General features: G+C 73.4%; 17 protein-coding genes. 11 read left to right on the top strand and 6 right to left on the bottom strand.

The annotated features are described in order from the left end of the window. Positions 1 to 85 precede the first annotated feature (85 nt). From AC07BS_RS06785 to AC07BS_RS06775, 3 genes are all read left to right on the top strand, one after another. Positions 86 to 1,090 carry a S1C family serine protease gene (locus tag AC07BS_RS06785; RefSeq protein WP_478930657.1) on the top strand — a complete coding sequence of 335 codons (1,005 nt, stop codon included), beginning with the start codon at positions 86 to 88 and terminating at the stop codon, positions 1,088 to 1,090. A 62-nt stretch (positions 1,091 to 1,152) separates the two neighbouring features. Next, positions 1,153 to 1,887, top strand: a complete 735-nt coding sequence (locus AC07BS_RS06780; protein WP_478646602.1) for a response regulator transcription factor — start codon at positions 1,153 to 1,155, stop codon at positions 1,885 to 1,887. Further along, on the top strand, positions 1,884 to 3,275 hold the full coding sequence (locus tag AC07BS_RS06775) for a sensor histidine kinase (protein ID WP_478646601.1): 1,392 nt from the start codon (positions 1,884 to 1,886) through the stop codon (positions 3,273 to 3,275). Before AC07BS_RS06780 ends, AC07BS_RS06775 begins: the two co-directional genes overlap by 4 nt. A 10-nt stretch (positions 3,276 to 3,285) precedes the next feature. On the opposite strand, the gene AC07BS_RS06770 is transcribed toward AC07BS_RS06775, so the two are convergent. Beyond that, positions 3,286 to 4,563: an LmeA family phospholipid-binding protein gene (locus AC07BS_RS06770; protein WP_478646599.1), complete on the bottom strand. Its 1,278-nt coding sequence runs from the start codon at positions 4,561 to 4,563 to the stop codon at positions 3,286 to 3,288. A gap of 370 nt (positions 4,564 to 4,933) precedes the next feature. On the opposite strand from AC07BS_RS06770, the gene AC07BS_RS06765 reads away from it, so the two are divergent. Next, positions 4,934 to 5,359 carry a hypothetical protein gene (locus AC07BS_RS06765; protein WP_478930655.1) on the top strand — a complete coding sequence of 142 codons (426 nt, stop codon included), beginning with the start codon at positions 4,934 to 4,936 and terminating at the stop codon, positions 5,357 to 5,359. A 31-nt stretch (positions 5,360 to 5,390) separates the two neighbouring features. Here the strand turns inward: AC07BS_RS06765 and AC07BS_RS06760 are convergent, their stop codons facing one another. Both AC07BS_RS06760 and AC07BS_RS06755 read right to left on the bottom strand, forming a co-directional pair. Further along, on the bottom strand, positions 5,391 to 6,290 hold the full coding sequence (locus AC07BS_RS06760) for a 4Fe-4S domain-containing protein (protein WP_478930653.1): 900 nt from the start codon (positions 6,288 to 6,290) through the stop codon (positions 5,391 to 5,393). A 154-nt stretch (positions 6,291 to 6,444) separates the two neighbouring features. After that, a complete protein-coding gene (locus AC07BS_RS06755) occupies positions 6,445 to 7,395 on the bottom strand; it encodes a helix-turn-helix domain-containing protein (RefSeq protein ID WP_478930651.1) in 951 nt (316 codons plus the stop codon). A 65-nt stretch (positions 7,396 to 7,460) separates the two neighbouring features. Between AC07BS_RS06755 and AC07BS_RS06750 the strand changes: the two genes are divergently transcribed. Further along, entirely contained in the window at positions 7,461 to 8,267 is an 807-nt protein-coding gene (locus AC07BS_RS06750) for an alpha/beta fold hydrolase (protein ID WP_478930649.1), read from the top strand. Here the strand turns inward: AC07BS_RS06750 and AC07BS_RS06745 are convergent. Then, on the bottom strand, positions 8,264 to 8,779 hold the full coding sequence (locus tag AC07BS_RS06745) for an N-acetyltransferase family protein (protein WP_478646592.1): 516 nt from the start codon (positions 8,777 to 8,779) through the stop codon (positions 8,264 to 8,266). The two genes, AC07BS_RS06750 and AC07BS_RS06745, sit on opposite strands and share 4 nt — an antisense overlap. Positions 8,780 to 8,868: 89 nt before the next feature. Continuing rightward, positions 8,869 to 9,072 (bottom strand): hypothetical protein, encoded by a 204-nt coding sequence (locus AC07BS_RS06740; protein ID WP_478930647.1) that lies wholly within the window; start codon positions 9,070 to 9,072, stop codon positions 8,869 to 8,871. A gap of 176 nt (positions 9,073 to 9,248) precedes the next feature. Here AC07BS_RS06740 and AC07BS_RS06735 point away from each other — a divergent pair, with 176 nt between their 5' ends. After that, entirely contained in the window at positions 9,249 to 11,891 is a 2,643-nt protein-coding gene (locus AC07BS_RS06735; RefSeq protein ID WP_478930645.1) for a hypothetical protein, read from the top strand. 57 nt (positions 11,892 to 11,948) lie between these two features. Here AC07BS_RS06735 and AC07BS_RS06730 read toward each other — a convergent pair whose 3' ends face one another. After that, positions 11,949 to 13,769: a bifunctional metallophosphatase/5'-nucleotidase gene (locus AC07BS_RS06730; RefSeq protein ID WP_478930643.1), complete on the bottom strand. Its 1,821-nt coding sequence runs from the start codon at positions 13,767 to 13,769 to the stop codon at positions 11,949 to 11,951. Between the two features lie 146 nt (positions 13,770 to 13,915). Between AC07BS_RS06730 and mshD the strand changes: the two genes are divergently transcribed. From mshD to AC07BS_RS06705, 5 genes are all read left to right on the top strand, one after another. Next, positions 13,916 to 14,839, top strand: a complete 924-nt coding sequence (gene mshD / locus AC07BS_RS06725) for a mycothiol synthase (RefSeq protein WP_478646585.1) — start codon at positions 13,916 to 13,918, stop codon at positions 14,837 to 14,839. 79 nt (positions 14,840 to 14,918) lie between these two features. Further along, positions 14,919 to 15,347, top strand: coding sequence for a GntR family transcriptional regulator (locus tag AC07BS_RS06720; RefSeq protein ID WP_478646583.1), 429 nt, complete (start codon positions 14,919 to 14,921; stop codon positions 15,345 to 15,347). After that, positions 15,344 to 16,285: an ABC transporter ATP-binding protein gene (locus tag AC07BS_RS06715; protein ID WP_478930641.1), complete on the top strand. Its 942-nt coding sequence runs from the start codon at positions 15,344 to 15,346 to the stop codon at positions 16,283 to 16,285. Before AC07BS_RS06720 ends, AC07BS_RS06715 begins: the two co-directional genes overlap by 4 nt. Next, positions 16,282 to 17,256, top strand: a complete 975-nt coding sequence (locus AC07BS_RS06710; protein ID WP_478930639.1) for an ABC transporter permease — start codon at positions 16,282 to 16,284, stop codon at positions 17,254 to 17,256. The genes AC07BS_RS06715 and AC07BS_RS06710 overlap by 4 nt, the downstream gene beginning before the upstream one ends. Before the next feature lie 287 nt (positions 17,257 to 17,543). After that, complete coding sequence (locus AC07BS_RS06705) at positions 17,544 to 19,790, top strand: RNA degradosome polyphosphate kinase (RefSeq protein ID WP_478646576.1); 2,247 nt, start codon at positions 17,544 to 17,546, stop codon at positions 19,788 to 19,790. Positions 19,791 to 19,805: the final 15 nt, after the last annotated feature.

Genomic DNA, 19,805 nt, shown 5'->3' with positions numbered 1-19,805 from the left:
CCTTTACGGGTAATGAACACGCTTCTGCCCCCGTTTTCAGTCCGCACTCAGACTGTTCTCATGAACCCGGAGCACAGTCATAGACATGACGGAAACCCCTGACGCCCAGCAGCCGCCGTACGCGTACCCGGCGCCCCCGGCCCACCCCCCGTACGCCGGCTTCGCCGCGCCCGCCCCGGGCCCGGCGCCGGCGCCGGAGCCCCCGGCCCACCGCGCCCCCCGTACCCGCCGCCCGGCGGCCCTCATCGCCGCCTGCGCCCTGGTCGCGGCCCTCGTCGGCGGCGGCTCCGCGGCCCTCGTCGGCGAGCTGACGCAGCGCTCGCACGGCTCCGCCGGCTCCACCCCCGTCCAGAACGTCTCCGCCAAGGGCGGCGGCGTCGCGGCCGTCGCCGACGCCGTCGGCCCCAGCATCGTGGAGATCAAGGCCAGCACCGGCTCCGGCCAGTCCACCGGCTCCGGCGTGATCATCACCGCCGACGGCGAGGTCGTCACCAACAACCACGTCGTCTCCGGCGCCGACACCGTGCGCGTCTCGCTCAGCGACGGCTCCGTGAAGACCGCCAAGGTCGTCGGCACCGACCCCGGCAAGGACCTCGCCCTCATCAAAATCCAGGGCGCCAAGGGCCTCAAGGCCGCCACCCTCGGCGACTCCGGCAAGGTCAAGGTCGGCGACCAGGTCGTCGCCATCGGCTCCCCCGAGGGCCTCACCGGCACCGTCACCAGCGGCATCGTCTCCGCCCTCAACCGCGACGTCACCGTCTCCAAGGAGGAGGGCCGCGGCCAGCGGGAGCGCGGCGTCCCCCAGTGGCCGTTCGAGTTCGGCGGCAACCAGTACAACGGCGACACCGGCTCCTCCAAGACCACCTACAAGGCCCTCCAGACGGACGCCTCCCTCAACCCCGGCAACTCCGGCGGCGCCCTCATCGACATGAGCGGCCGCATCATCGGCATCAACTCGGCCATGTACGCCTCCCCTTCCTCCGGCGGCTCCTCCGACTCGGCCGGCAGCGTCGGCCTCGGCTTCGCCATCCCCATCGACACCGTCAAGGCGGACCTGGCCAAGCTCCGGGCCGGCGGCGGCAACGCCTGAGCCCGCCCGCGTGCGACGCTGAGAGCGTCCCCGACCGTGACGCACACCGTGAGGTACCGCAGATGAGCCCCGCCGAGCACGGCGAGACGCCCGCCCGCATCCTGATCGTGGACGACGAGCCCGCCGTCCGCGAGGCGCTGCGCCGCAGCCTCGTCTTCGAGGGCTACACCACGGAGCAGGCCGTCGACGGACTCGACGCGATCGCGGCGGTGGGCACCCACAACCCCGACCTGATCGTCCTCGACGTGCTGATGCCCCGCATGGACGGCCTCACCGCGGCCCGCCGGCTGCGCGCCTCCGGAGTACGGGTCCCCATCCTGATGCTGACCGCCCGCGACACCGTGGGGGACCGGGTGACCGGACTCGACGCGGGAGCCGACGACTACCTCGTCAAGCCCTTCGAACTCGACGAGCTGCTGGCCCGCATCCGCGCCCTGCTGCGCCGCAGCTCCTACGCGGCCCCGGCCGCCACCGCCGCCGACGAGCACATCCTGTCCTACGCCGGCCTGCGCATGGACCCGGCCACGCGCGAGGTGACGCGCGACGGACGGCCGGTCGAGCTCACCCGGACCGAGTTCACGCTGCTGGAGCTGTTCATGGCCCACCCCCGGCAGGTGCTCACCCGGGAGCAGATCCTGAAGTCGGTGTGGGGATTCGCGTTCGAGCCCTCGTCCAACTCGCTGGACGTCTACGTGATGTACCTGCGCCGCAAGACCGAGGCGGGCGGCGAGCCGAGGCTGGTGCACACCGTGCGCGGAGTGGGCTACGTCCTGCGCGCCGACGGCGGCACCGAATGATCACCAGATTCCGGCGGCTGCCGCTGCGCTCCCGGCTGGCCCTGCTGACCGCCGCCGCCGTGGCCGTCGCCGTCGCCGTCGCGGCCGTCGCGTGCTGGCTGGTCACCCGGCAGGAGCTGGCCCACCAGCGGGACACGACGCTGACGAGCGTGCGCGCCGACGACACCACGGTCAAGGGCCTGCTGCGCAACTGCGGCACGGCGCCCACCGGCCCGTCCGCGCTGTTCCGGCCCTACACGGTGCAGATCATCACGGGCGACGGCTTCATCTGCAGCACGGTCGGCAAGTCCCCGATCAAGATCGAGGCCGACGACCTCCTCGTCGCCCAGCGGCAGCGGGACCAGGCCCTCCACGACGCGCGCGCCGAGGACGGCACCTGGATGCGGGTCGCGACGTCCCCCGGCCCGGTGGCCGGCACGGCCGTGACCATCGCCCAGCCGCTCAGCGAGATCGACCGGCCGCTGAACGCCCTGGCGCTGGTGCTCACGGCGGTGGCCGGATTCGGTGTGCTGGGCGCCGCGACGGCCGGTCTGTGGGTCGCGCGGGCGGGGCTGAAACCCGTCGACCGGCTCACCGGGGCCGTCGAGCACATCGCCCGCACCGAGGACCTCGCCGTCCGCATCCCCGTCGAGGGCGAGGACGAGATCGCCCGGCTGTCGGCGTCCTTCAACGCCATGACCGCGGCCCTCGCCTCCTCGCGCGACCGCCAGCAGCAGCTCATCGCCGACGCCGGGCACGAGCTGCGGACGCCGCTGACCTCGCTGCGGACCAACATCGACCTGCTGGTGCGCAGCGAGGCGACCGGCCGGGCGATCCCCGCCGAGGACCGCAGGGAGCTGCTGGAGAGCGTCAAGGCGCAGATGACGGAGCTGGCGTCGCTGATCGGCGACCTCCAGGAGCTCGCCCGCCCGGACGCCCCGGGCGGCGGCCCGCTCCAGGTGATCCCGCTGCACGAGGCCGTGGGCCGGGCCGTGGGCCGGGCCCGGCTGCGGGCCGCGGGCGCCGGCCTCTCGGTCGACGCGCGGATCGACGACTGGTACGTGCGCGGCGAGCCGGCCGCGCTGGAACGGGCCGTGGTCAACCTCCTGGACAACGCGGTGAAGTTCAGCCCGCCGGGCGGAGCCGTCGAGGTACGGCTCGTCGGCGGCGAACTGACCGTCCGCGACCACGGCCCGGGCATCCCGGCCGACGAACTCCCGCACGTCTTCGACCGCTTCTGGCGCTCGCCGACCGCGCGCAGCCTGCCGGGCAGCGGCCTGGGCCTGGCCATCGTCGCCCACACGGTCCGGCAGGCGGGCGGCGAGGTCACGCTCGCCCCGGCGGACGGCGGCGGGACGGTGGCCACGGTCCGTGTCCCGGGCGCGGCGACGGAGCCGCCGCGGCTCTGAGGCGCCGGCCTCAGCCGCCGATCCGCAGCTCCGCGGCCGTCAGCTCCACCCGGATGCCGTCGCTCCGTACCCGTACCGCGCGCAGGTGGAGGTCGTCGGCCCGCGGCGGGAGCCGGAAGGAGAGGGAGAGGCGTTCGGCGAGCGCGGGCGGCTGGAGCTGGAGCAGGGCGTCGAGCAGCCGGGGGTCGATGCCGAGCCGCTCCAGCAGCCACGGGTGGTCGACGACCGCGTCGAGGAGGTTGACGCGGGTGAGCCGCTCCACGAAGCGGGGCGCGCCCGTGATCTCGTGCAGCTTCTCCTCGCTCTCCAGGGCGAGTCCGACCGCGTCGTCGGGCACGCCGAGCCGGGCGGCGAGGGCCGGTACGGACAGCATGGCCCGTACCCGGGCCGCGTCGCGGCTCAGGCGCTCGGCGGCCTCGGGGTGGAGGGTGAGCGTCCGGCCCGTGCCGGGGCCCGGCCGGTAGGTGGCGAGGTGGGGGACGTCCAGGCTCATGTCCTCGACGTCGGTGGAGACGGCCCGGTCGCCGTCGCGCCGGATCCGCGCCCGCGCCCGCAGCACCAGCTCCTGCCCGGCGACGGACAGCCGGCCGCGGGCGCCGACGGTGTTGCCCCCGAGGTCGCTGAAGCGGACCTGGGAGGCGCCGAGTTCGCGGTTCATGTCGTCGAAGGCGAGCAGGACGCCGCCGTCGAGCCGGCCGACGACGGCCCCGCGGATCGCGTCCGGCAGGCTGCCGGTGAGCCGGACGTCCAGGGCGCTCGCCCGCACCCTGGCGAGCGAGACCCGGTCAGCGGCCACGTCCGGCACGGTGACGTCGACCTGCCGCAGCCGCTTGGTGAGCACCTGCGTCAGGAACGGGAAGCCCCGGATGTCGACCTGCGGCCGGGCCTCCAGGTGCAGGGCCTGCTGGAGTCTCTCCTGGGCCTTCTTCTCCGCGTACAGCACCGCGCAGCGGTCGGCGAGCAGGAGGAAGGCGGTGCCGAAGAGGAGGGCGAGGAGGAGCTTGGTGGCCCGGCGGTACGTCCGCAGGGGGCTGGGGGGCCGCCGTCCGCCGCGTGCCCGGCGGGGGCGCCGGGGCGGGCGCGACCGCCGGGGCCCGGCGTGCCGACGGGGCCGGGGGCGGCGGCGCCGGTGACCGCGCGGCGGCGGCCCGGGTAAGAGGGGCGGGTCGGCGGGGCGGTCGTCCGCGGGGCCGGGGCCGGGGCCGGTGGGCGTCCCCGGACCGTCGCCGGGCACGACGGGACCAGCGGGAACGGCGGGGCGGGCGGAGAGGTCGGTGGGGGTCCGCATCGCTCCATCCCAACACGGCGCATGCCCTCGAACGCAAGGTCCATTCCGCTTTTTACGAGTCGTTCGCGCCACGCCGCACGCGGATCGAACGCGGGTCCGAGATGTGATCCGCGCACCCCGGCGATGTTTTTCGGCCGTTCGAAAGGTGTTCCCTCCCGGGGTTTCCCCGTGGCCGACCGCGCCCTCTAGCGTGACCCCATGACACGCGCTCGGGGGAGTCGCGACGATCACGCGACGTGTGCGGTAGTGGTCGGGCCTGACAAAGGCTCATATTCCGGTCGCCAACACGGACATGATGGACGTAGGGTTCTCGACCAAGATCGAAAATGATGCGCCGCCCGGTACGGCGGCGCGGGGGGAAGGAATCCCGATGACGTCATCCCGTGTCCGGCGCCGTGCCGCCGGTGCCGCCGCCGCCCTGATCATGGCCGGTGTCGCCGGCCTGGCCGCGGCGTCGCCCGCCGCGGCCAAGGCCAACCTGCTGGCCATCGACAAGGTGGCGCTCGGCGCGGACGGCCCGCGGGTCGACCTCACGTACTCCTGCGACCCGGGCAGCGAGTACCAGCTCGTCGCCCGGGCCGAAGTGGTCCACGACCGGCACTTCCGGGACCGGGCCGCGGCCCTCGTCAAGCCGGAGAAGCTCGTCTGCGACTACGAGAGCCGGAAGCTGCGGCTGGATCTCCGCCCGGAGCTCGGCGCGCACTTCGCCAAGGGCGACAAGATCAAGGTCGCCGTCCACTACCTCGACCCGGACGGCTTCGACTACGCCAACGAGGAGCTCACGGCCACGCTGTAGCGCGGGCCGGGGGCCGTCGGCGCGCCGCGCGTCACCAGCGCAGCGCGGTGAAGTCCACGGGCCGGGGTTCGAGCGCCCGGGTGCGTTCCGTCAGCCCCCGCAGCCGGCGGGCCATCTCGTCCTCCGGCAGCCGCTTCCGGTCGCCGTGCCCGGGCAGCACCCACGAGAACCGCAGCCGGCCGGCCGTCCGGGCCAGCGAGGCGGCGAGCTCCGTGATCGAGTACCAGACGACGGTCTCGGCCACTTCGAGGTCTCCCGTCGTGCGCGACCAGTAGAAGCTGTCGCCGGTGAAGCAGTACCGCTCATCGGCGACGTAGAGCACGCTGCCGCGCGTATGGCCCGGGAGCGGGTGGGCGACCACGCCGTCGGCGATCACGACCGGGTCCGTGCCGCGCAGGACGTGGTCGGCGTCGGGGCGCGCGTCGAGGTCGCCCTCGTGGATCGACAGCCGGGCGCCGAAGCGGTCGGCGTACTGCCGTCCGTGTGCCGCGTGGTCCCGGTGGGTGAGGAGGACGTCGGTGATCCGCCCGCCGGCCGACGCCTCGTAACGGTCGGCGAGGGCCGGGCTCCAGCGCGGGGTGTCGATCATCATGGCCGTGCCGTCCGGCCGGTGCAGCAGGTAGGAGTTGGCGCCGGCGGTGTGCGGGGAGTTGTGCCCGCAGAGCGAGACGGTCGCGTCGAGCGCGAGGGGGTACGGGTCCAGCGCGGGGTCGAGGCGCCGGTCCGGCTGCCGGATGGAACGGGTGTGGCAGGCGTACGCCGCCGCGTGCATCCGGCGCTCCTCCTCCTCGGTCCGCGGCTGGCGGACCACTTCGGCGCGCCCGTCCACCTCGTGGATGAGGTCGGGCGCCATTTGCCGCGCCACGTCGCAGTTCGTACAGCGGGAGTCGACGTACCAGCCGCCGTGGGCCTGGGGCGAAACAGGGTGCACGGGAACTCCTTCGAGCGTGCTCGGTGCCGGATGGTTGCACGCACCAGCCAGTGAAGCCCCGGTGGTGGCGAAAGGGGAAGGGGTGCCCGGTCTTGTACTTTCCGGACGTCTCGTCTCTCGCTGACCGATCGTCAGGAGGGCCCCGGGGTCCGGTTCATGCGGCGGCGCGAGGCGTGCCGGGATCCGCGGTGGTGCTCTCGCCGAGGGCCGCGCGGAGCCAGTTGTCGGTGGCGCCGGGCGTCGGCGGCGCCGAGGGTCCGGAGAGCTCGCCGACGAGCCGCCAGTACGCGTCGATGCGGGGCTCGGCGGCGAGCAGGCCGGTGAGCCGGCGGCGGAATCCGGGGGTGTCCCGGACGCCGAGCGAACGGGCGTGGGCCTCGGCGAAGCAGTCCAGGGCCTCGCCGCCGCGCGGCGGGCGCCCGGCCAGCAGGTCGGGCGCGGCCAGGGCGTAGGCCTCGGCGAGGCCCTCGTAGAGGACGTCGGGGCGGTATCCCCGTCCCGACCGGTGGGCCTCCGGCCGGGCGTACCTCTTGCTGGGCAGGGCGCCGGTGACGAAGGCCTGGAGGCGGGCGAAGGCCAGCACCTGGGCGGGGGTCGGGTCGTCCGGCGGTACGGGGACGGCGCGGTCGAGGATCAGGGTGACCGTCCGGGCCGGCATCCGCGGGGGCAGCCAGCAGCGCCAGAAACGTTCCAGCGCGGCCGTGCCGGGCGGGGTGGTCAGCGATCCGACGAGGCGGAGCCGCTCGGCGCGCTCCTCGGGCGGGCAGTCGTGGAGGAGCCGGAGGGCGGCCTCCCGCCAGCGCAGGGCGGTCAACCGGCCGCCGACCTCGCGCAGTTGGCCCGCGATGACGTCCTCCAGCGCGTCGCCCAGCGACTCCTCCCGCTCGAGCACCCGGCCGACCTCGGGGACCGGCAGGTCGAGGCCGCGCAGGGAGCGGATGAGGTGGAGCCGGTCGAGGGCTCCGGGGTCGTACCGGCGGTGCCCTCCGGAGCTGCGGGCAGCCTCGGGCAGCAGGCCGCGGTCGGAGTAGAAGCGGACCGTCTTGACGGTGACGCCCGCGCGCTCGGCGAGCTCTCCGATGCTCCACAGGTCGTCGGGCAGCAAGGCTTGAACCTCCCTCAGGGGGAGTTCCTACCGTACCCGCGAGCAAGGAACGCGAGGAGGCGATCATGACCACCATGACCACATTCGTGCTGGTACCGGGACCGTACTGCGGCAGCTGGGTCTGGGACCGGACGGCCGCCCGGCTGCGGGAGGCCGGCGCGGAGGTCCACACGGCGACGCTCACCGGCTTCGGTGACCGCCGCCATCTGGGCGGGCCCGCGACCGACCTGGAGCTGCACGTCGAGGACCTGGTCCAGCTGATCGACCAGCTGGACGCGGAGGAGCTGGTGCTGGTCGGGCACTGCTACAGCATCCACCCCGTGATGGGCGCGGCCGACCGCAGGATCGAGAGGATCGCGCGGGTCGTCTGCGTGGACGGGGGAATGCCGCGGGACGGCCTCTCGCCCGTGGACGGGCTGCCGGAGGAGCTCCAGGAGCGGGTGCGGGAGCGGCTCGCGGGGGCGGAGGACGGCTGGCGGCTGCCCCTGCCGCCGATCGACGAGTGGCGCACCTGGGGCAGCCTGGACGGCGTTCCCGAGGAGGTGGTGGAGCGGCTGGTCCGGCTCGCCGCGCCGCAGCCGGTGGGCACGCTCGTCCAGCCGGTCCGGCTGTCGGAGGCGGTCGAGGCGCTGCCGCTGACGGGCGTCATGTGCAGCGGCAACGGCATGACCATCGCCATGGTCGAGGCCGCGGTGGCCTCCGGGGAGCCGAGCGTGCGGAAGCTGCTGGACCCCCGGACGACCTTCTTCGAACTCGCCACGGGCCACTGGCCGATGCTGTCCGTACCGGACGAGCTGGCCGACGTGCTGCTGAGCGCCGCGGCGGGCGAGGGCCACCGGGTGGGGACCGCCGCCGGGGTCGCCGCCGGCTAGCCGAGCGGCTTCTCCAGCCACGCCACGTCCCAGAACGTGCCGAACTTCCGCCCGACCTGGGCCAGTACGCCGGCCGGGCGGAAGCCGAGGCGTTCGTGCAACCGCATGGACGCCTCGTTGGGCTGGGTGATGCCGGCGTAGGCGCGGTGGACGTCCTCGGCGGCCAGGGCGTCGAAGAGCGCGTCGTAGAGCAGCCGGCCGAGGCCCCGGCCGGTGTGCCCGGGGGCGAGGTAGACGCTGGTCTCGACCGAGGTCTCGTAGGCCTGCTTGTCGCGGAAGGGGCTGCTCGTCGCGTAGCCGAGCACCGTGCCGCCCTCCTCGGCGACCAGCAGCCGGTACCGGCCGGTGGCGGGGTGCTCGTCCAGCCAGGCGCGGCGGGCCTCGACGTCGACGGGGGTGATGTCGAAGGTCACCGGGGTGTGGACCACGTAGTGGTTGTACAGCGCGGTCAGGGCGACGAGATCGTCGCCCGTTCCCGGCCGGACCCGTATCGCGGTGGTGCGCTCGCGCATCAGTGCTGCTCCCTTCCTGCTGCGCGGACGCTACAGGGGGACTGTTACGCGAGCGTTTCGCCCTTTTCGCCCTGTCAGGGGCCTCGGCGTCAGCCGTCCACGGAGACGGGAAGCGTGAGAACCGGGGTGCCGAGGGCGGATAGCCCGACGTAGTCGTTGGCGTGGAGGGCCGCGACGACGGCGTTCACATCGACGACCGTGTCGGCCCGGGCCGGCGCCGCGAGGGCGGCGGAGCCGGCGCAGAGAGCGGCGGCGGTGGCGAGGGCGGCGAGGAGACGCTGCATCGGCTTCATGGGCCACGTCCTACCGAACGGCCCCACCGGGTATGCCACGGCTGCGCGCGAGCGCCGGTCCTGTGCCACCGTGCGCTCCGGGGCCGGGGCCGGGGCCGGGGCCGGTGGGCCGACTTGCCGCGGCCGGGTTCCGTAGAAGACTGGAAGTGACGGCCACCGAGTGGTTGGGGGTCGGCATGTCCTCACGACCGGAGCGGCACGGCACCACCGAGGCCTCGCTGCTGCCGGTGCCGCACGTCCGGCGGACGGCGGTCCTGACCGTGCTCGCCGCTCTGGCCCTGGTGTTCGCGGTGCACGCGGTCGGGAAGCGGGAGCCCGGCGCGTGGCACGTCCAGGGGGACTGGTGGGGGCCCTTCGACGGGCTCGCCGAGTTCGTGATGCAGTGCGTCGGCGGGGGCGCGCGGCTGGTGACGATCGGGCGTGACGGAGCCCCGCTGAACGTGCGCTTCGGCTGTCTGCTGTTGCTCCTCGCCCTCCTCGTCCTCTGGCGCCGGGCGCTGCTCGCCCGCAACGCCCACCGGCCGGGCCCGGTGGACGTGCAGAAGCTCGTCGCCTCGCGTCCGGAGGTCGAGCGCCAGGTGGAGGGGCTCACCGCGCAGTGGCGCAAATACCTGTCGGAGACCAACCTCTATCCACCGAGCGCACTGCCCGCCGAGGTGCCGGCGGAGAACTTCATCGACCTGCTCGGTGACGTGGACCTGGAGCCCAAGAAGTTCGGCACGAGCCTGGTGCGGCTCTTCAGCCGGATACGGCCCAAGGTCGCCTACACGGTGCGCGGAGTGCTGCGGGAGCGGGAGGAGGAGCCGAGGTTCGGGGTGACGGTCACCGTCACGTCGTACGCCACGAGGGGCAGCCGTACGGACACGCTGTGGGGACGCACCTGGGAGGACACCGTACGACTGGCCGGGGACTGGGTCATGGCGGCCCTCGTGCCGGTGACGCGGGCCGGCCGGCGGCCTCCCTGGCAGGAGTGGCGCGGGCGGGACCTGAGCCCCGTGCTGTTCGCCGCGTACCAGGACGGCAGGCGGCTCAGCCAGGAACGGAAGTTCGACGACGCCCTGGACCGCTACTACGCCGCCCTGCGGATCGATCCCTCGAACCTGTACCTGCGCGCCCAGATCGCCGGCATCCAGGAGAAGCTCTGGCTCCATATCGACGCCCTGGAGACCTACTACGGGGCGATGCTCCTGGACGGGTGCACCAACCGGCAGCGGGCGCGGCGTCTCGCGATGAGCTCCTGGAACCCGCTGCGGATCCTGCGACGACGCTACCGGTGGTGGAGCAACGGCCTGCTGGAGGTGCGCTACCGCTACGCCGTCGTCCTGGGCGTCGGCGAGTACTCCGCCCTTCAGTGGTGCAGGAGTTCGTCGGACGACGACCACTACCCGCGGCGGGCCCACGCCCGTGAGGAGATCCGGCAGGCGATGGCGCCCGCCTTCGCGGAACGCTACTGGAGGGTGTTCACCGACTGGATCGGAGCCGGGCGGGACGCCGAGGGGGAGAGGAGGACGAAGGCCTGGCTGGAGGGGCTCCTGCGCGAGCACCGGGAGACATGGCTGGTGCGGCTGGTCTTCCAGCGCGCCTGTGTCGAGGAGATGCGCCAGCTCGCCCGGGACTGGCCCTGGGCCACGCTGCTCCGCGTCGTGGGGTGGCACCGGCGCGGAACACTGACCAGGGCCTCGCTCCGGCTCAACTACAAGCTGTGGGCGCCGCTGCGCCTCGCGTGGGCCGACTCCGGGAGACAGGAAGGGCCGGACAGGATCCCGGGGATGCCGGAGCGCCCGAAGTGGCTCCACGACGCGGGCGCGCTCGAGGCGAAGGTGCGGACCGTGCTGGACAGGTCCGTCCTCCGCCGGGTCAGGAGGGACCTGCCGTGGCCGCGCCGTCCCTGGCTGGACAGCTACAACGCCGCCTGCGTCTACGCGGCGGCCATGAGTCACCCGGCCCTGGTGGAGGAGCGGGAGCGGCTGGCGGGGCTGGCCGTGGGACAGCTCGAGGACGCCACACGGACCGACCGGGCCGGCTCCTCGTCCCTGATGCGGTCGTGGCTGCTCATCCAGGACCCCGACCTCAACGTGCTGCGCCGCGAGCCCCGGTTCGTCCGGTTCGAGCGGGAGATCTATCCGCACGCCTTCCCCGACCACTGCCGGCCGGAGCGCCCCGTGGCGGCGGAGCTCAGGGCGTACCACCGCCGGATCCTGCAGGGCGCGGCGCGGGCCATGGAACTCGCCTGGCGCGAGCGGAGAAAGCAGCTCCTGGCCGGACCGGACGTGGTCGCCCGGTGGTTCGACGGCGACCGCGCGGCGTGGGAGGCCGTCCACCAGTTCGCGAGGAACGGCGGCAACGACTGGCGGGACCGGGAACGGCTGGTGCGGGTGGTCCGGCAGATCGCCGACCCCGCCGTCGTGGTCCGCTGCGGGCTGCCGCCCGGGCTGCCCGAACTGGACGAGCTCCTGGACGACGCGGCGTGGTCCGACCCCCGGCACACCGAGCGGCGGGTCGCCGACGTCAGCGACGAGACCGAGCGACGGCTGGAGAACGTGCGACAGGATCTGGAGACCGAGCCGACGGGATGGGCCCCGGAGCTCTCGCCGATCACCCGTAGCGCGGAGTGGCTCGCCGCCGTCAGGAGTTCCGAGGAACTCTCCCTGTCGCTGGTGCGGCGGGATGCCTGGCAAGCGGTCTGCTGGGACTACGAGTCCGCGTGGCGCGCCCTGGGCGACCAGCTCGATCCCGAGGGGGACGTACTGGCCCTGCACCGGGCCCTGCACCACCTCCGGAGCCCGCGCAGCACCCCGAACGGCCTGGTGGCCGCCTGAGCGGCCCCGCAGGGGGCCCGTCCGCCGTGGCGGCCGGACGGGCACCCTCACGTACGACTACTTCACAACCGTGATCCGCTCCGCCTTCGGCGGCGCCAGCGGCGAGGTCTTCGACGAGTGGTTCTGGAGGTAGCTAACGAAGACGTCGAGGTCGGAGGCCGCGACGAGCTTGTTCGTGCCGTCCTTGAAGGCGGGGAAGCCGTCGCCGCCGCCCATCAGGAACTCGTTGGCCGCGACGCGGTAGGTCTTGGCCGGGTCGATCGGGGTGCCGTTCAGCTTGACCGACGAGGCGACGACGCGGTCCGCGCCCTTCTTCGTCAGGTCCAGGGTGTAGGTCAGGCCCCTGCTCACCTGGAGGATCTTCGGCTCGCGCTCGTTGGGGCCGCTGACCTGCTGCTGGAGGGCCGCGACGACCTGGGCGCCGGTGAGGGTCTTCACCTGCATCAGGTTGGTGAAGGGCTGGACCGTGAAGGCCTCGCCGTAGGTGACGACGCCGTCGCCCTCCTTGCCGGAGGCCTTGAAGGCCAGGTCGGAGCGGATGCCGCCGGGGTTCATGAAGGCGATCTGGGCGCCGCCCTTGTCCGCCGGGGCGAGCGCCTCGACCTGGGCGTCGGTGATGACGTCGCCCAGCGGCTTCTCGTAGTCCTCCGAGCCGCGGCCGTTGATGTCGGCCGTGATGTAGCCGACCGGCTTGTCGGCGACGGGGGCCGCGAGGGTCTTCCAGCGGTCGATGAGCTTCGTCATGTCCGCGGCCTTGGGCTGCTCGCGGTTCACGACGTGGTTGGTGGCGCGGGGGCCCTTGACGCTGGTGCGCACGATGTCCTTGGTGCGGCGGTCGTACGTCAGCGTGGTGTCGGTGTACAGGCGGCCGAAGGAGGCGGCCGAGGTCACCGTGCGGGGGGCGCCCGACGGGTCGGGGATGGTGCAGGCGTAGGCCTGGTGGGTGTGGCCGGTGACGAAGGCGTCGACCTTGGGCGTGACCTTCTTGGCGATCTCGACGATCGCGCCGGAGATGCCCGCGCCGGCGCCGGGGGTGTCGCAGTCGTAGTTGTACGAGCCGGACGCCGGCATGCCGCCCTCGTGGACGAGGGTGACGATGGACTTCACGCCCTGGCGGTCGAGTTCCTTGGCGTACTTGTCGATCGTCTCGACCTCGTCGCGGAACTTCAGGCCCTTGACGCCCTCGGCCGTGACGACGTCCGGGGTGCCCTCCAGCGTGAGACCGATGATGCCGATCTTCACGCCCTTGTGCTTCCAGATCGTGTAGGGCTTGAGGATGGGCCGGCCGGTCTTCTCGTCGGTGACGTTCGCGGCGAGGTAGGGGAAGTCGGCGCCCTTGAAGGTCTTGCCCTTCTCGAAGCAGCCGTCCTTGGGGTGGCAGCCGCCGCGCTGCATGCGCAGCAGCTCGGCGCGGCCCTCGTCGAACTCGTGGTTGCCGACCGAGGTGGCGTCGAGCTTGATCTTGTTGAGCGCCTCGATGGTCGGCTCGTCGTGGAAGAGGCCGGTCATCAGCGGGCTGGCGCCGATCATGTCGCCGGCCGCCGCGGTGATGGAGTACTCGTGGCCCTTGCGCGCGGTGCGCAGGGAGTTGGCGAGGTACTCGACGCCGCCCGCCGGTATGACCTTCTTGGTCCCGTCGGCCTGGTTCTCGGTCACGGTGCCCGAGGAGCCCTGCGGCGGTTCGAGGTTGCCGTGGAGGTCGTTGAAGGACAGCAGCTGCACGTCCACCGTGCGGCCGCGGTTCTTCCCGTAGGCGTCGGAGGCGCCGGCCTGGGAGGTACCGGCGGTCAGGACGCCGGCGGTGGCGGCGAGGACGGCCGTGGTGGCGGTCAGCCGTCTGACGGTGCTGCGCTTGCGCGGCGGCGGCTTGGCGGGCATGCGTTCCCCTTTTGAGAAAAGTGCTGGGGGTGTATCAGGTCGGCCGCAGCATACGGTTGACGCGCGTAGCCCCGCAGGAGGGGTGGGGTTACGGATGGGTGACGTGGGGCCCTCTCCGGCGTGGGGACAGGTCGTAGGCTCGCCTCATGAGTGACGTGGTGAAAGACGTGAGCGGACAGCGGCGCATCGAGGTGCTGGAGGAGCTGGACCCCGAGCTGGCGTCCGAGGTGCTGCGGCTGATCGGCGAGGCCGCCGCCGAGGACGGTCAGCCGGCCGTCTCCGAGCAGGGCCGGCTCCAGCTCAAGGGGCGGCGCGCGGGCGTACGGCACGTCCTGCTGCGTTCGATGGACAAGGAGCTCGTCGGATACGGCCAACTGGAGGACACCGATCCGGTGGAGGCGCCGGCCGGCGAGTTCGTGGTGCACCCCAAGCAGCGGGGCCGCGGGCACGGCAGGGCGCTGGGCAGTGCCCTGCTGGCCGAGTCGGGCCGGCGGCTGCGGGTCTGGGCGCACGGCGGGCACCCGGCCGCCCGGCACCTCGCCCAGGTGCTGGGGCTGAGCCTGTTCCGCGAGCTGCGCCAGATGCGCCGGCCGCTGGAGGGCATGGAGCTGCCCGAGCCCGTGCTGCCCGAGGGCGTGACCGTCCGGGCGTTCCGTCCGGGCGAGGACGACGCGGCGTGGCTCGCGGTGAACGCGGCGGCCTTCGCCCACCACCCGGAGCAGGGCTCGCTCACCCAGCGCGACCTGGACGACCGCAAGGCGGAGGCCTGGTTCGACGCGGACGGCTTCTTCCTGGCCGAGCGCGGCGGCGAGCTGATCGGCTTCCACTGGACGAAGGTGCACGCCGACGAGGGCCTGGGCGAGGTCTACGTGCTGGGCGTGCGGCCCGGCGCGCAGGGCGGCGGGCTCGGCAAGTCGCTGACCACGCTCGGCCTGCGCCATCTGGCGGCCCGGGGGCTGCCCACGGCGATGCTCTACGTCGACGCGGACAACGCGGCCGCCGTCAGCGTCTACGAGCGGCTGGGCTTCACCACCCACGAGACCGACCTGATGTACCGGACCGAGGGCTGAGCCGCCCGGCAGGATGCCGCTGTTTGACAGGTGCGGACCCCTGCGATCACCCTTTCACTAGTCAAGTAGTGAAAGGGTGATGCGCGTGGTCGAGTTCCGCATCGACCGGCGCAGTGGGGTCGCCACCTATCTGCAGATCGTGCACCAGGTCGAGCAGGCCCTGCGGCTGGGCCTGCTCGCCCCCGGCGACAAGCTGCCCACCGCCAAAGAGGTCGTCGCGGCCACCGCCATCAACCCCAACACCGTCCTGAAGGCCTACCGCGAGCTCGACCGCGCGGGCCTGGTCGAGGCGCGCCCCGGACTGGGCACCTTCGTACGGAAGTCGCTGGCCCGCCCGGGCGCCGCCGCCGACTCGCCGCTGCGCGCCGAACTGGCCGACTGGACGGCCCGCGCCCGCGCGGCGGGGCTCGACCGCCAGGACGTGGAGGCGCTGGTCGCCTCCGCCCTGGAGGAGGGCTTCGCGGACCACGCGCCGGCGCCGCACCGTGCGACGGAGGGGACCGCGTGACCGACCTGACCTTCCACCCCGACCGCACCGCCCTGGAGGCGGTCGGGCTGCGGGTGGCCTTCCGGCGGCGCGAGGCGCTGCGCGACTGCACCTTCCGGATACCCGCCGGCCGGGTGTGCGCGCTGGTGGGCCCCAACGGCGCCGGCAAGTCCACCCTGCTCGCCCTCGCGGCCGGGCTGCGCCGCCCCTCCGGGGGCCGGCTGCGCGTCCTCGGCGGTGAGCCGGGCGCCCCCGGGGTGCGCCCCCGCATCGCCCACGTCGGCCAGGACAAGCCGCTCTACCGCCACTTCACCGTCGACGACACGCTGCGCATGGGCCGCGCCCTGAACCCCGGCCGCTGGGACGCCGCCGCGGCCGAGCGCCTGGTGCGCGCCGGCGACCTCGCGCCCACCACCCGCGTCGGCTCCCTCTCCGGCGGCCAGCGCACCCGCCTGGCCCTGGCCCTCGCCTTCGGCAAGCGGCCCGAACTGCTGCTGCTGGACGAGCCGATGGGCGACCTCGATCCGCTGGCCCGTCACGAGATGATGGCCGCCCTGATGTCCGAGGCCGCCGAGAACGCCACCACTGTCGTCATCGCCTCGCACATCATCGACGAGCTGGAGGGCGCCTGCGACTACCTCCTCCTGCTCGCCGACGGCCGGGTGCGGCTCGCCGGCGAGGTCGAGGACCTGCTCTCGGTGCACCGGGTCGTCGTCGGTCGCTACGAGGACGTGGGCACGCCCCGCGAGTTCGCCGCCCACACGATCGTGGAAGCGCGCACGACGGGCCGTCAGCTCACCGCCCTCGTACGCCCCGAGGGCCCCATCCGCGGTCACTGGGCGATATCCGAGCCCTCTCTCGAGGAACTGCTCCTCGCCCACCTGCGCTCGCCGGGCGCCCCCGCGCTCGTCGCCCCCAGCGCCGAGCCGCGCATGCCCGCGTCGAGGTGGGCGGCATGACGGCCACCGCCGGGACGGGCGCCCTGATCCGGTTCGTACTGCGACAGCACCGCGCCACCGCCTGGGCCGCGCTCGGCGTGCTGACCGCCCTCGTCCTGGGACTGGTGGTGCTGCGCGCCGAGATCACGGAATTCGTCCGCGACAACCACCTGATCACCGCCTGCGGCGCGGAGTGGGACTGCGTCGGCGACGGGACGGCGGTCGAGTCCTTCGACGAGCGGTTCGGCGACCTGCTGCACTACGCGGGCCGGTTCATCGAGCTCCTGCCGCTGCTGATCGGCCTGTTCGTCGCCGGCCCCGTGATCGCGCGGGAGATGGAGAGCGGCACCTACCGGCTCGCGTGGACGCAGTCCGTCTCGCCGCTGCGCTGGCTGACGGTGAAGCTGGCGGTGCCCGCCGTGGCCGTCCTGGCCGGGCTCTCGCTGCTCTCCGCCGTCTACACCTGGACCTGGCGGGCGGCGCCGGTGCTGACGCTGCCCGGCCAGCGCTGGTACCGCTCCTACGACATGATCGGCCCGGCCCCCGTCGCGCAGGCGCTGCTCGCGCTGGCCGTGGGTGCCCTGGCCGGGCTCGCCGTCAAGCGCGTCGTGCCCGCCATGGCCGGCACCCTCGTGACGTACTACGTGCTGGTCACGGGCCTGTCGTCGTTGCGGCCCGGGCTGCGGCCGCCGGTCACGGAGCTGTCCGCCGACATGCCGGGGCTGATCAAGGGCGTCAACGGCGACGCCTGGGTCGTCGAGCGCGGCCTGATCGCCCGCTCGGGGGGCCGCCTCCCCGAGCCGGACTGCAAGGTCGGTGTCAGCCCGGCCCGGTGCGCCGAGCAGCACGGGGCCACCGGCTGGTATCTGGACTTCCACCCCGCCTCCCACCTGTGGCCCCTCCAGTGGGCCGAGGCGGGGATCACGCTGGCGCTCGCCGGGCTGGCGGCCGTCGGGGCCTTCCGGCTGCTCCGCCGCACGTACCCGTGCTGAGCGGGGCACGTGCCCCAGCGGCCCCTGCCGCCGGGGCACGTACCCAGCGGCCCCTGCCGCCGGGGCGCCTTCCCGCGCGCCCCGGCGGGCCGTCCACGCCGCCGTGACGTTCCGGCCCGTCCGGCGATTCCTCCATGTCACGCGCTCGTTACCCGTGATTCAACCTCGGTTGCGAGCCTTGCCCAATGCAGCCCGCCACCCCTCGTACGACCGGACGACGGCTCCGCGCTGCCGCCGCCCCGGCCTCCGACGCGCCGGTGTCGCCCGTGGCGCGGCACCATGAAGACATGGACCAGTCGTCCGGCGCACCTGCGCGCGACAGCACCGACTCGGTAGGGTTCATCGCGGCCCACCGGCCGAACGCGGCTGTCGTGGCGGGGGTGCCACAGCTGGGGGACGAGCTGGACGCGTACGAGCTCAAGGGCGTGGTCCCGGGCGAGGAGGCGGTCGCCGCGGTGCCCGAGGCGCTGCCCGAGGGACGGTTCCTCGACCGCGAGCGCAGCTGGCTGGCCTTCAACGAGCGGGTGCTGGAGCTCGCCGAGGACCCGGCCACCCCGCTGCTGGAGCGGGCCAACTTCCTGGCGATCTTCGCCAGCAACCTGGACGAGTTCTTCATGGTCAGGGTGGCCGGCCTCAAGCGCCGCATCGCCACCGGCGTCGCCACCCGCTCGGCCTCCGGCCTCCAGCCCCGCGAGGTGCTGGAGCTGATCTGGACCCGCTCCCGCGAGCTCATGGCCCGGCACGCCGCCTGCTACCACCAGGACGTCGCCCCCGAGCTGGCCGAGCAGGGCATCCACCTGATCCGCTGGCCCGAGCTGACCGACAAGGAGCAGGGCCGGCTCTTCACCCTCTTCCGGCAGCAGATCTTCCCCGTGCTGACGCCGCTGGCCGTGGACCCCGCCCACCCCTTCCCGTACATCTCCGGGCTCTCGCTCAACCTCGCCGTCGTCGTGCGCAACCCCGTCAGCGGCCACGACCACTTCGCGCGGGTGAAGGTGCCGCCGCTGCTGCCGCGCTTCCTGGAGGCCTCCCCACAGCGCTTCGTCCCGCTGGAGGACGTCATCGCGGCCCACCTGGAGGAGCTCTTCCCCGGCATGGAGGTGCTCGCCCACCACATGTTCCGGGTGACCCGCAACGAGGACCTGGAGGTCGAGGAGGACGACGCCGAGAACCTCCTCCAGGCGCTGGAGAAGGAGCTCATGCGGCGCCGCTTCGGCCCGCCCGTGCGGCTGGAGGTCGAGGAGACCATCGACCCGTACGTGCTGGACCTGCTGGTGCGCGAGCTGAAGGTCTCCGACGCCGAGGTCTATCCGCTGCCCGGCCCGCTCGACCTCACCGCGCTCTTCGACATCGTGGCGCTGGACCGGCCCGAGCTGAAGTTCCCCAAGTTCGTCGCCGGCACCCACCGGGACCTCGCCGAGGTCGAGTCGGCCTCGGCGCCCGACGTCTTCGCCGCGCTGCGCGAGCGGGACGTCCTGCTCCATCACCCGTACGACTCCTTCTCCACCTCTGTGCAGGCCTTCCTGGAGCAGGCGGCGGCCGACCCGGACGTGCTGGCGATCAAGCAGACGCTGTACCGCACCTCGGGCGACTCGCCGATCGTCGACGCGCTGATAGACGCGGCGGAGTCCGGCAAGCAGGTCCTCGTGCTGGTCGAGATCAAGGCGCGCTTCGACGAGCAGGCCAACATCAAGTGGGCGCGGAAGCTGGAGGAGGCCGGCTGCCACGTCGTGTACGGGCTGGTGGGCCTCAAGACGCACTGCAAGCTGTCGCTGGTGGTGCGGCAGGAGGGCGACACCCTGCGCCGCTACTCCCACGTGGGCACCGGCAACTACCACCCCAAGACCGCCCGGCTCTACGAGGACTTCGGGCTGCTGACCGCCGACCCGCAGGTGGGCGCCGACCTGTCCGACCTCTTCAACCGGCTCTCCGGCTACTCCCGGCGCGAGACCTACCGGCGGCTGCTCGTCGCCCCCCGGTCGCTGCGCGACGGGCTGGTCGCGCGGATAGCCAAGGAGGTCGCCCACCACCGGGCCGGCCGGCCCGCCTCCGTACGCATCAAGGTCAACTCGATGGTGGACGAGGCGGTCATCGACGCCCTCTACAGGGCGGCCCGGGCCGGGGTGCCGGTGGACATCTGGGTGCGCGGCATCTGCGCGCTGCGGCCGGGCGTGCCGGGGCTGTCGGAGAACATCCGGGTGCGCAGCGTGCTGGGGCGCTTCCTGGAGCACTCGCGCGTCTTCGCCTTCGGCAACGGCGGCGAGCCCGAGGTCTGGCTGGGCAGCGCCGACATGATGCACCGCAACCTCGACCGGCGCATCGAGACGCTGGTACGGGTCACCGACCCCGCCCACCGGGCCTCGCTGAGCAAGCTGCTGGAGCTCGGGGTGTCCGACGGCACCGCCTCCTGGCACCTGGGCCCGGACGGCGACTGGACGCGACGGGCCACCGACGCCGACGGCCGGCCGCTGCGGAACGTGCAGGAGATGCTCATCGACGCCCGGAGGCGCCGGCGTGGCTCACCGACCTCATGACCCGCCGGTTACGGT

This window comes from Streptomyces sp. NPDC044063 (genome assembly GCF_056434285.1).
Note: the sequence above shows the minus strand (reverse complement) of the source record. Positions and strands in the feature narration are given on the sequence as shown.

Excerpts from the sequence above, each read along its gene's own strand:
- AC07BS_RS06785 (WP_478930657.1), top strand. The coding sequence starts at position 86 with ATGACGGAAACCCCTGACGCCCAGCAGCCGCCGTACGCGTACCCGGCG.
- AC07BS_RS06780 (WP_478646602.1), top strand. The coding sequence starts at position 1,153 with ATGAGCCCCGCCGAGCACGGCGAGACGCCCGCCCGCATCCTGATCGTG.
- AC07BS_RS06775 (WP_478646601.1), top strand. The coding sequence starts at position 1,884 with ATGATCACCAGATTCCGGCGGCTGCCGCTGCGCTCCCGGCTGGCCCTG.
- AC07BS_RS06770 (WP_478646599.1), bottom strand. The coding sequence starts at position 4,563 with ATGCGGACCCCCACCGACCTCTCCGCCCGCCCCGCCGTTCCCGCTGGT.
- AC07BS_RS06765 (WP_478930655.1), top strand. The coding sequence starts at position 4,934 with ATGACGTCATCCCGTGTCCGGCGCCGTGCCGCCGGTGCCGCCGCCGCC.
- AC07BS_RS06750 (WP_478930649.1), top strand. The coding sequence starts at position 7,461 with ATGACCACCATGACCACATTCGTGCTGGTACCGGGACCGTACTGCGGC.
- AC07BS_RS06745 (WP_478646592.1), bottom strand. The coding sequence starts at position 8,779 with ATGCGCGAGCGCACCACCGCGATACGGGTCCGGCCGGGAACGGGCGAC.
- AC07BS_RS06740 (WP_478930647.1), bottom strand. The coding sequence starts at position 9,072 with ATGAAGCCGATGCAGCGTCTCCTCGCCGCCCTCGCCACCGCCGCCGCT.
- AC07BS_RS06735 (WP_478930645.1), top strand. The coding sequence starts at position 9,249 with ATGTCCTCACGACCGGAGCGGCACGGCACCACCGAGGCCTCGCTGCTG.
- AC07BS_RS06730 (WP_478930643.1), bottom strand. The coding sequence starts at position 13,769 with ATGCCCGCCAAGCCGCCGCCGCGCAAGCGCAGCACCGTCAGACGGCTG.
- mshD (WP_478646585.1), top strand. The coding sequence starts at position 13,916 with ATGAGTGACGTGGTGAAAGACGTGAGCGGACAGCGGCGCATCGAGGTG.
- AC07BS_RS06720 (WP_478646583.1), top strand. The coding sequence starts at position 14,919 with ATGCGCGTGGTCGAGTTCCGCATCGACCGGCGCAGTGGGGTCGCCACC.
- AC07BS_RS06710 (WP_478930639.1), top strand. The coding sequence starts at position 16,282 with ATGACGGCCACCGCCGGGACGGGCGCCCTGATCCGGTTCGTACTGCGA.
- AC07BS_RS06705 (WP_478646576.1), top strand. The coding sequence starts at position 17,544 with ATGGACCAGTCGTCCGGCGCACCTGCGCGCGACAGCACCGACTCGGTA.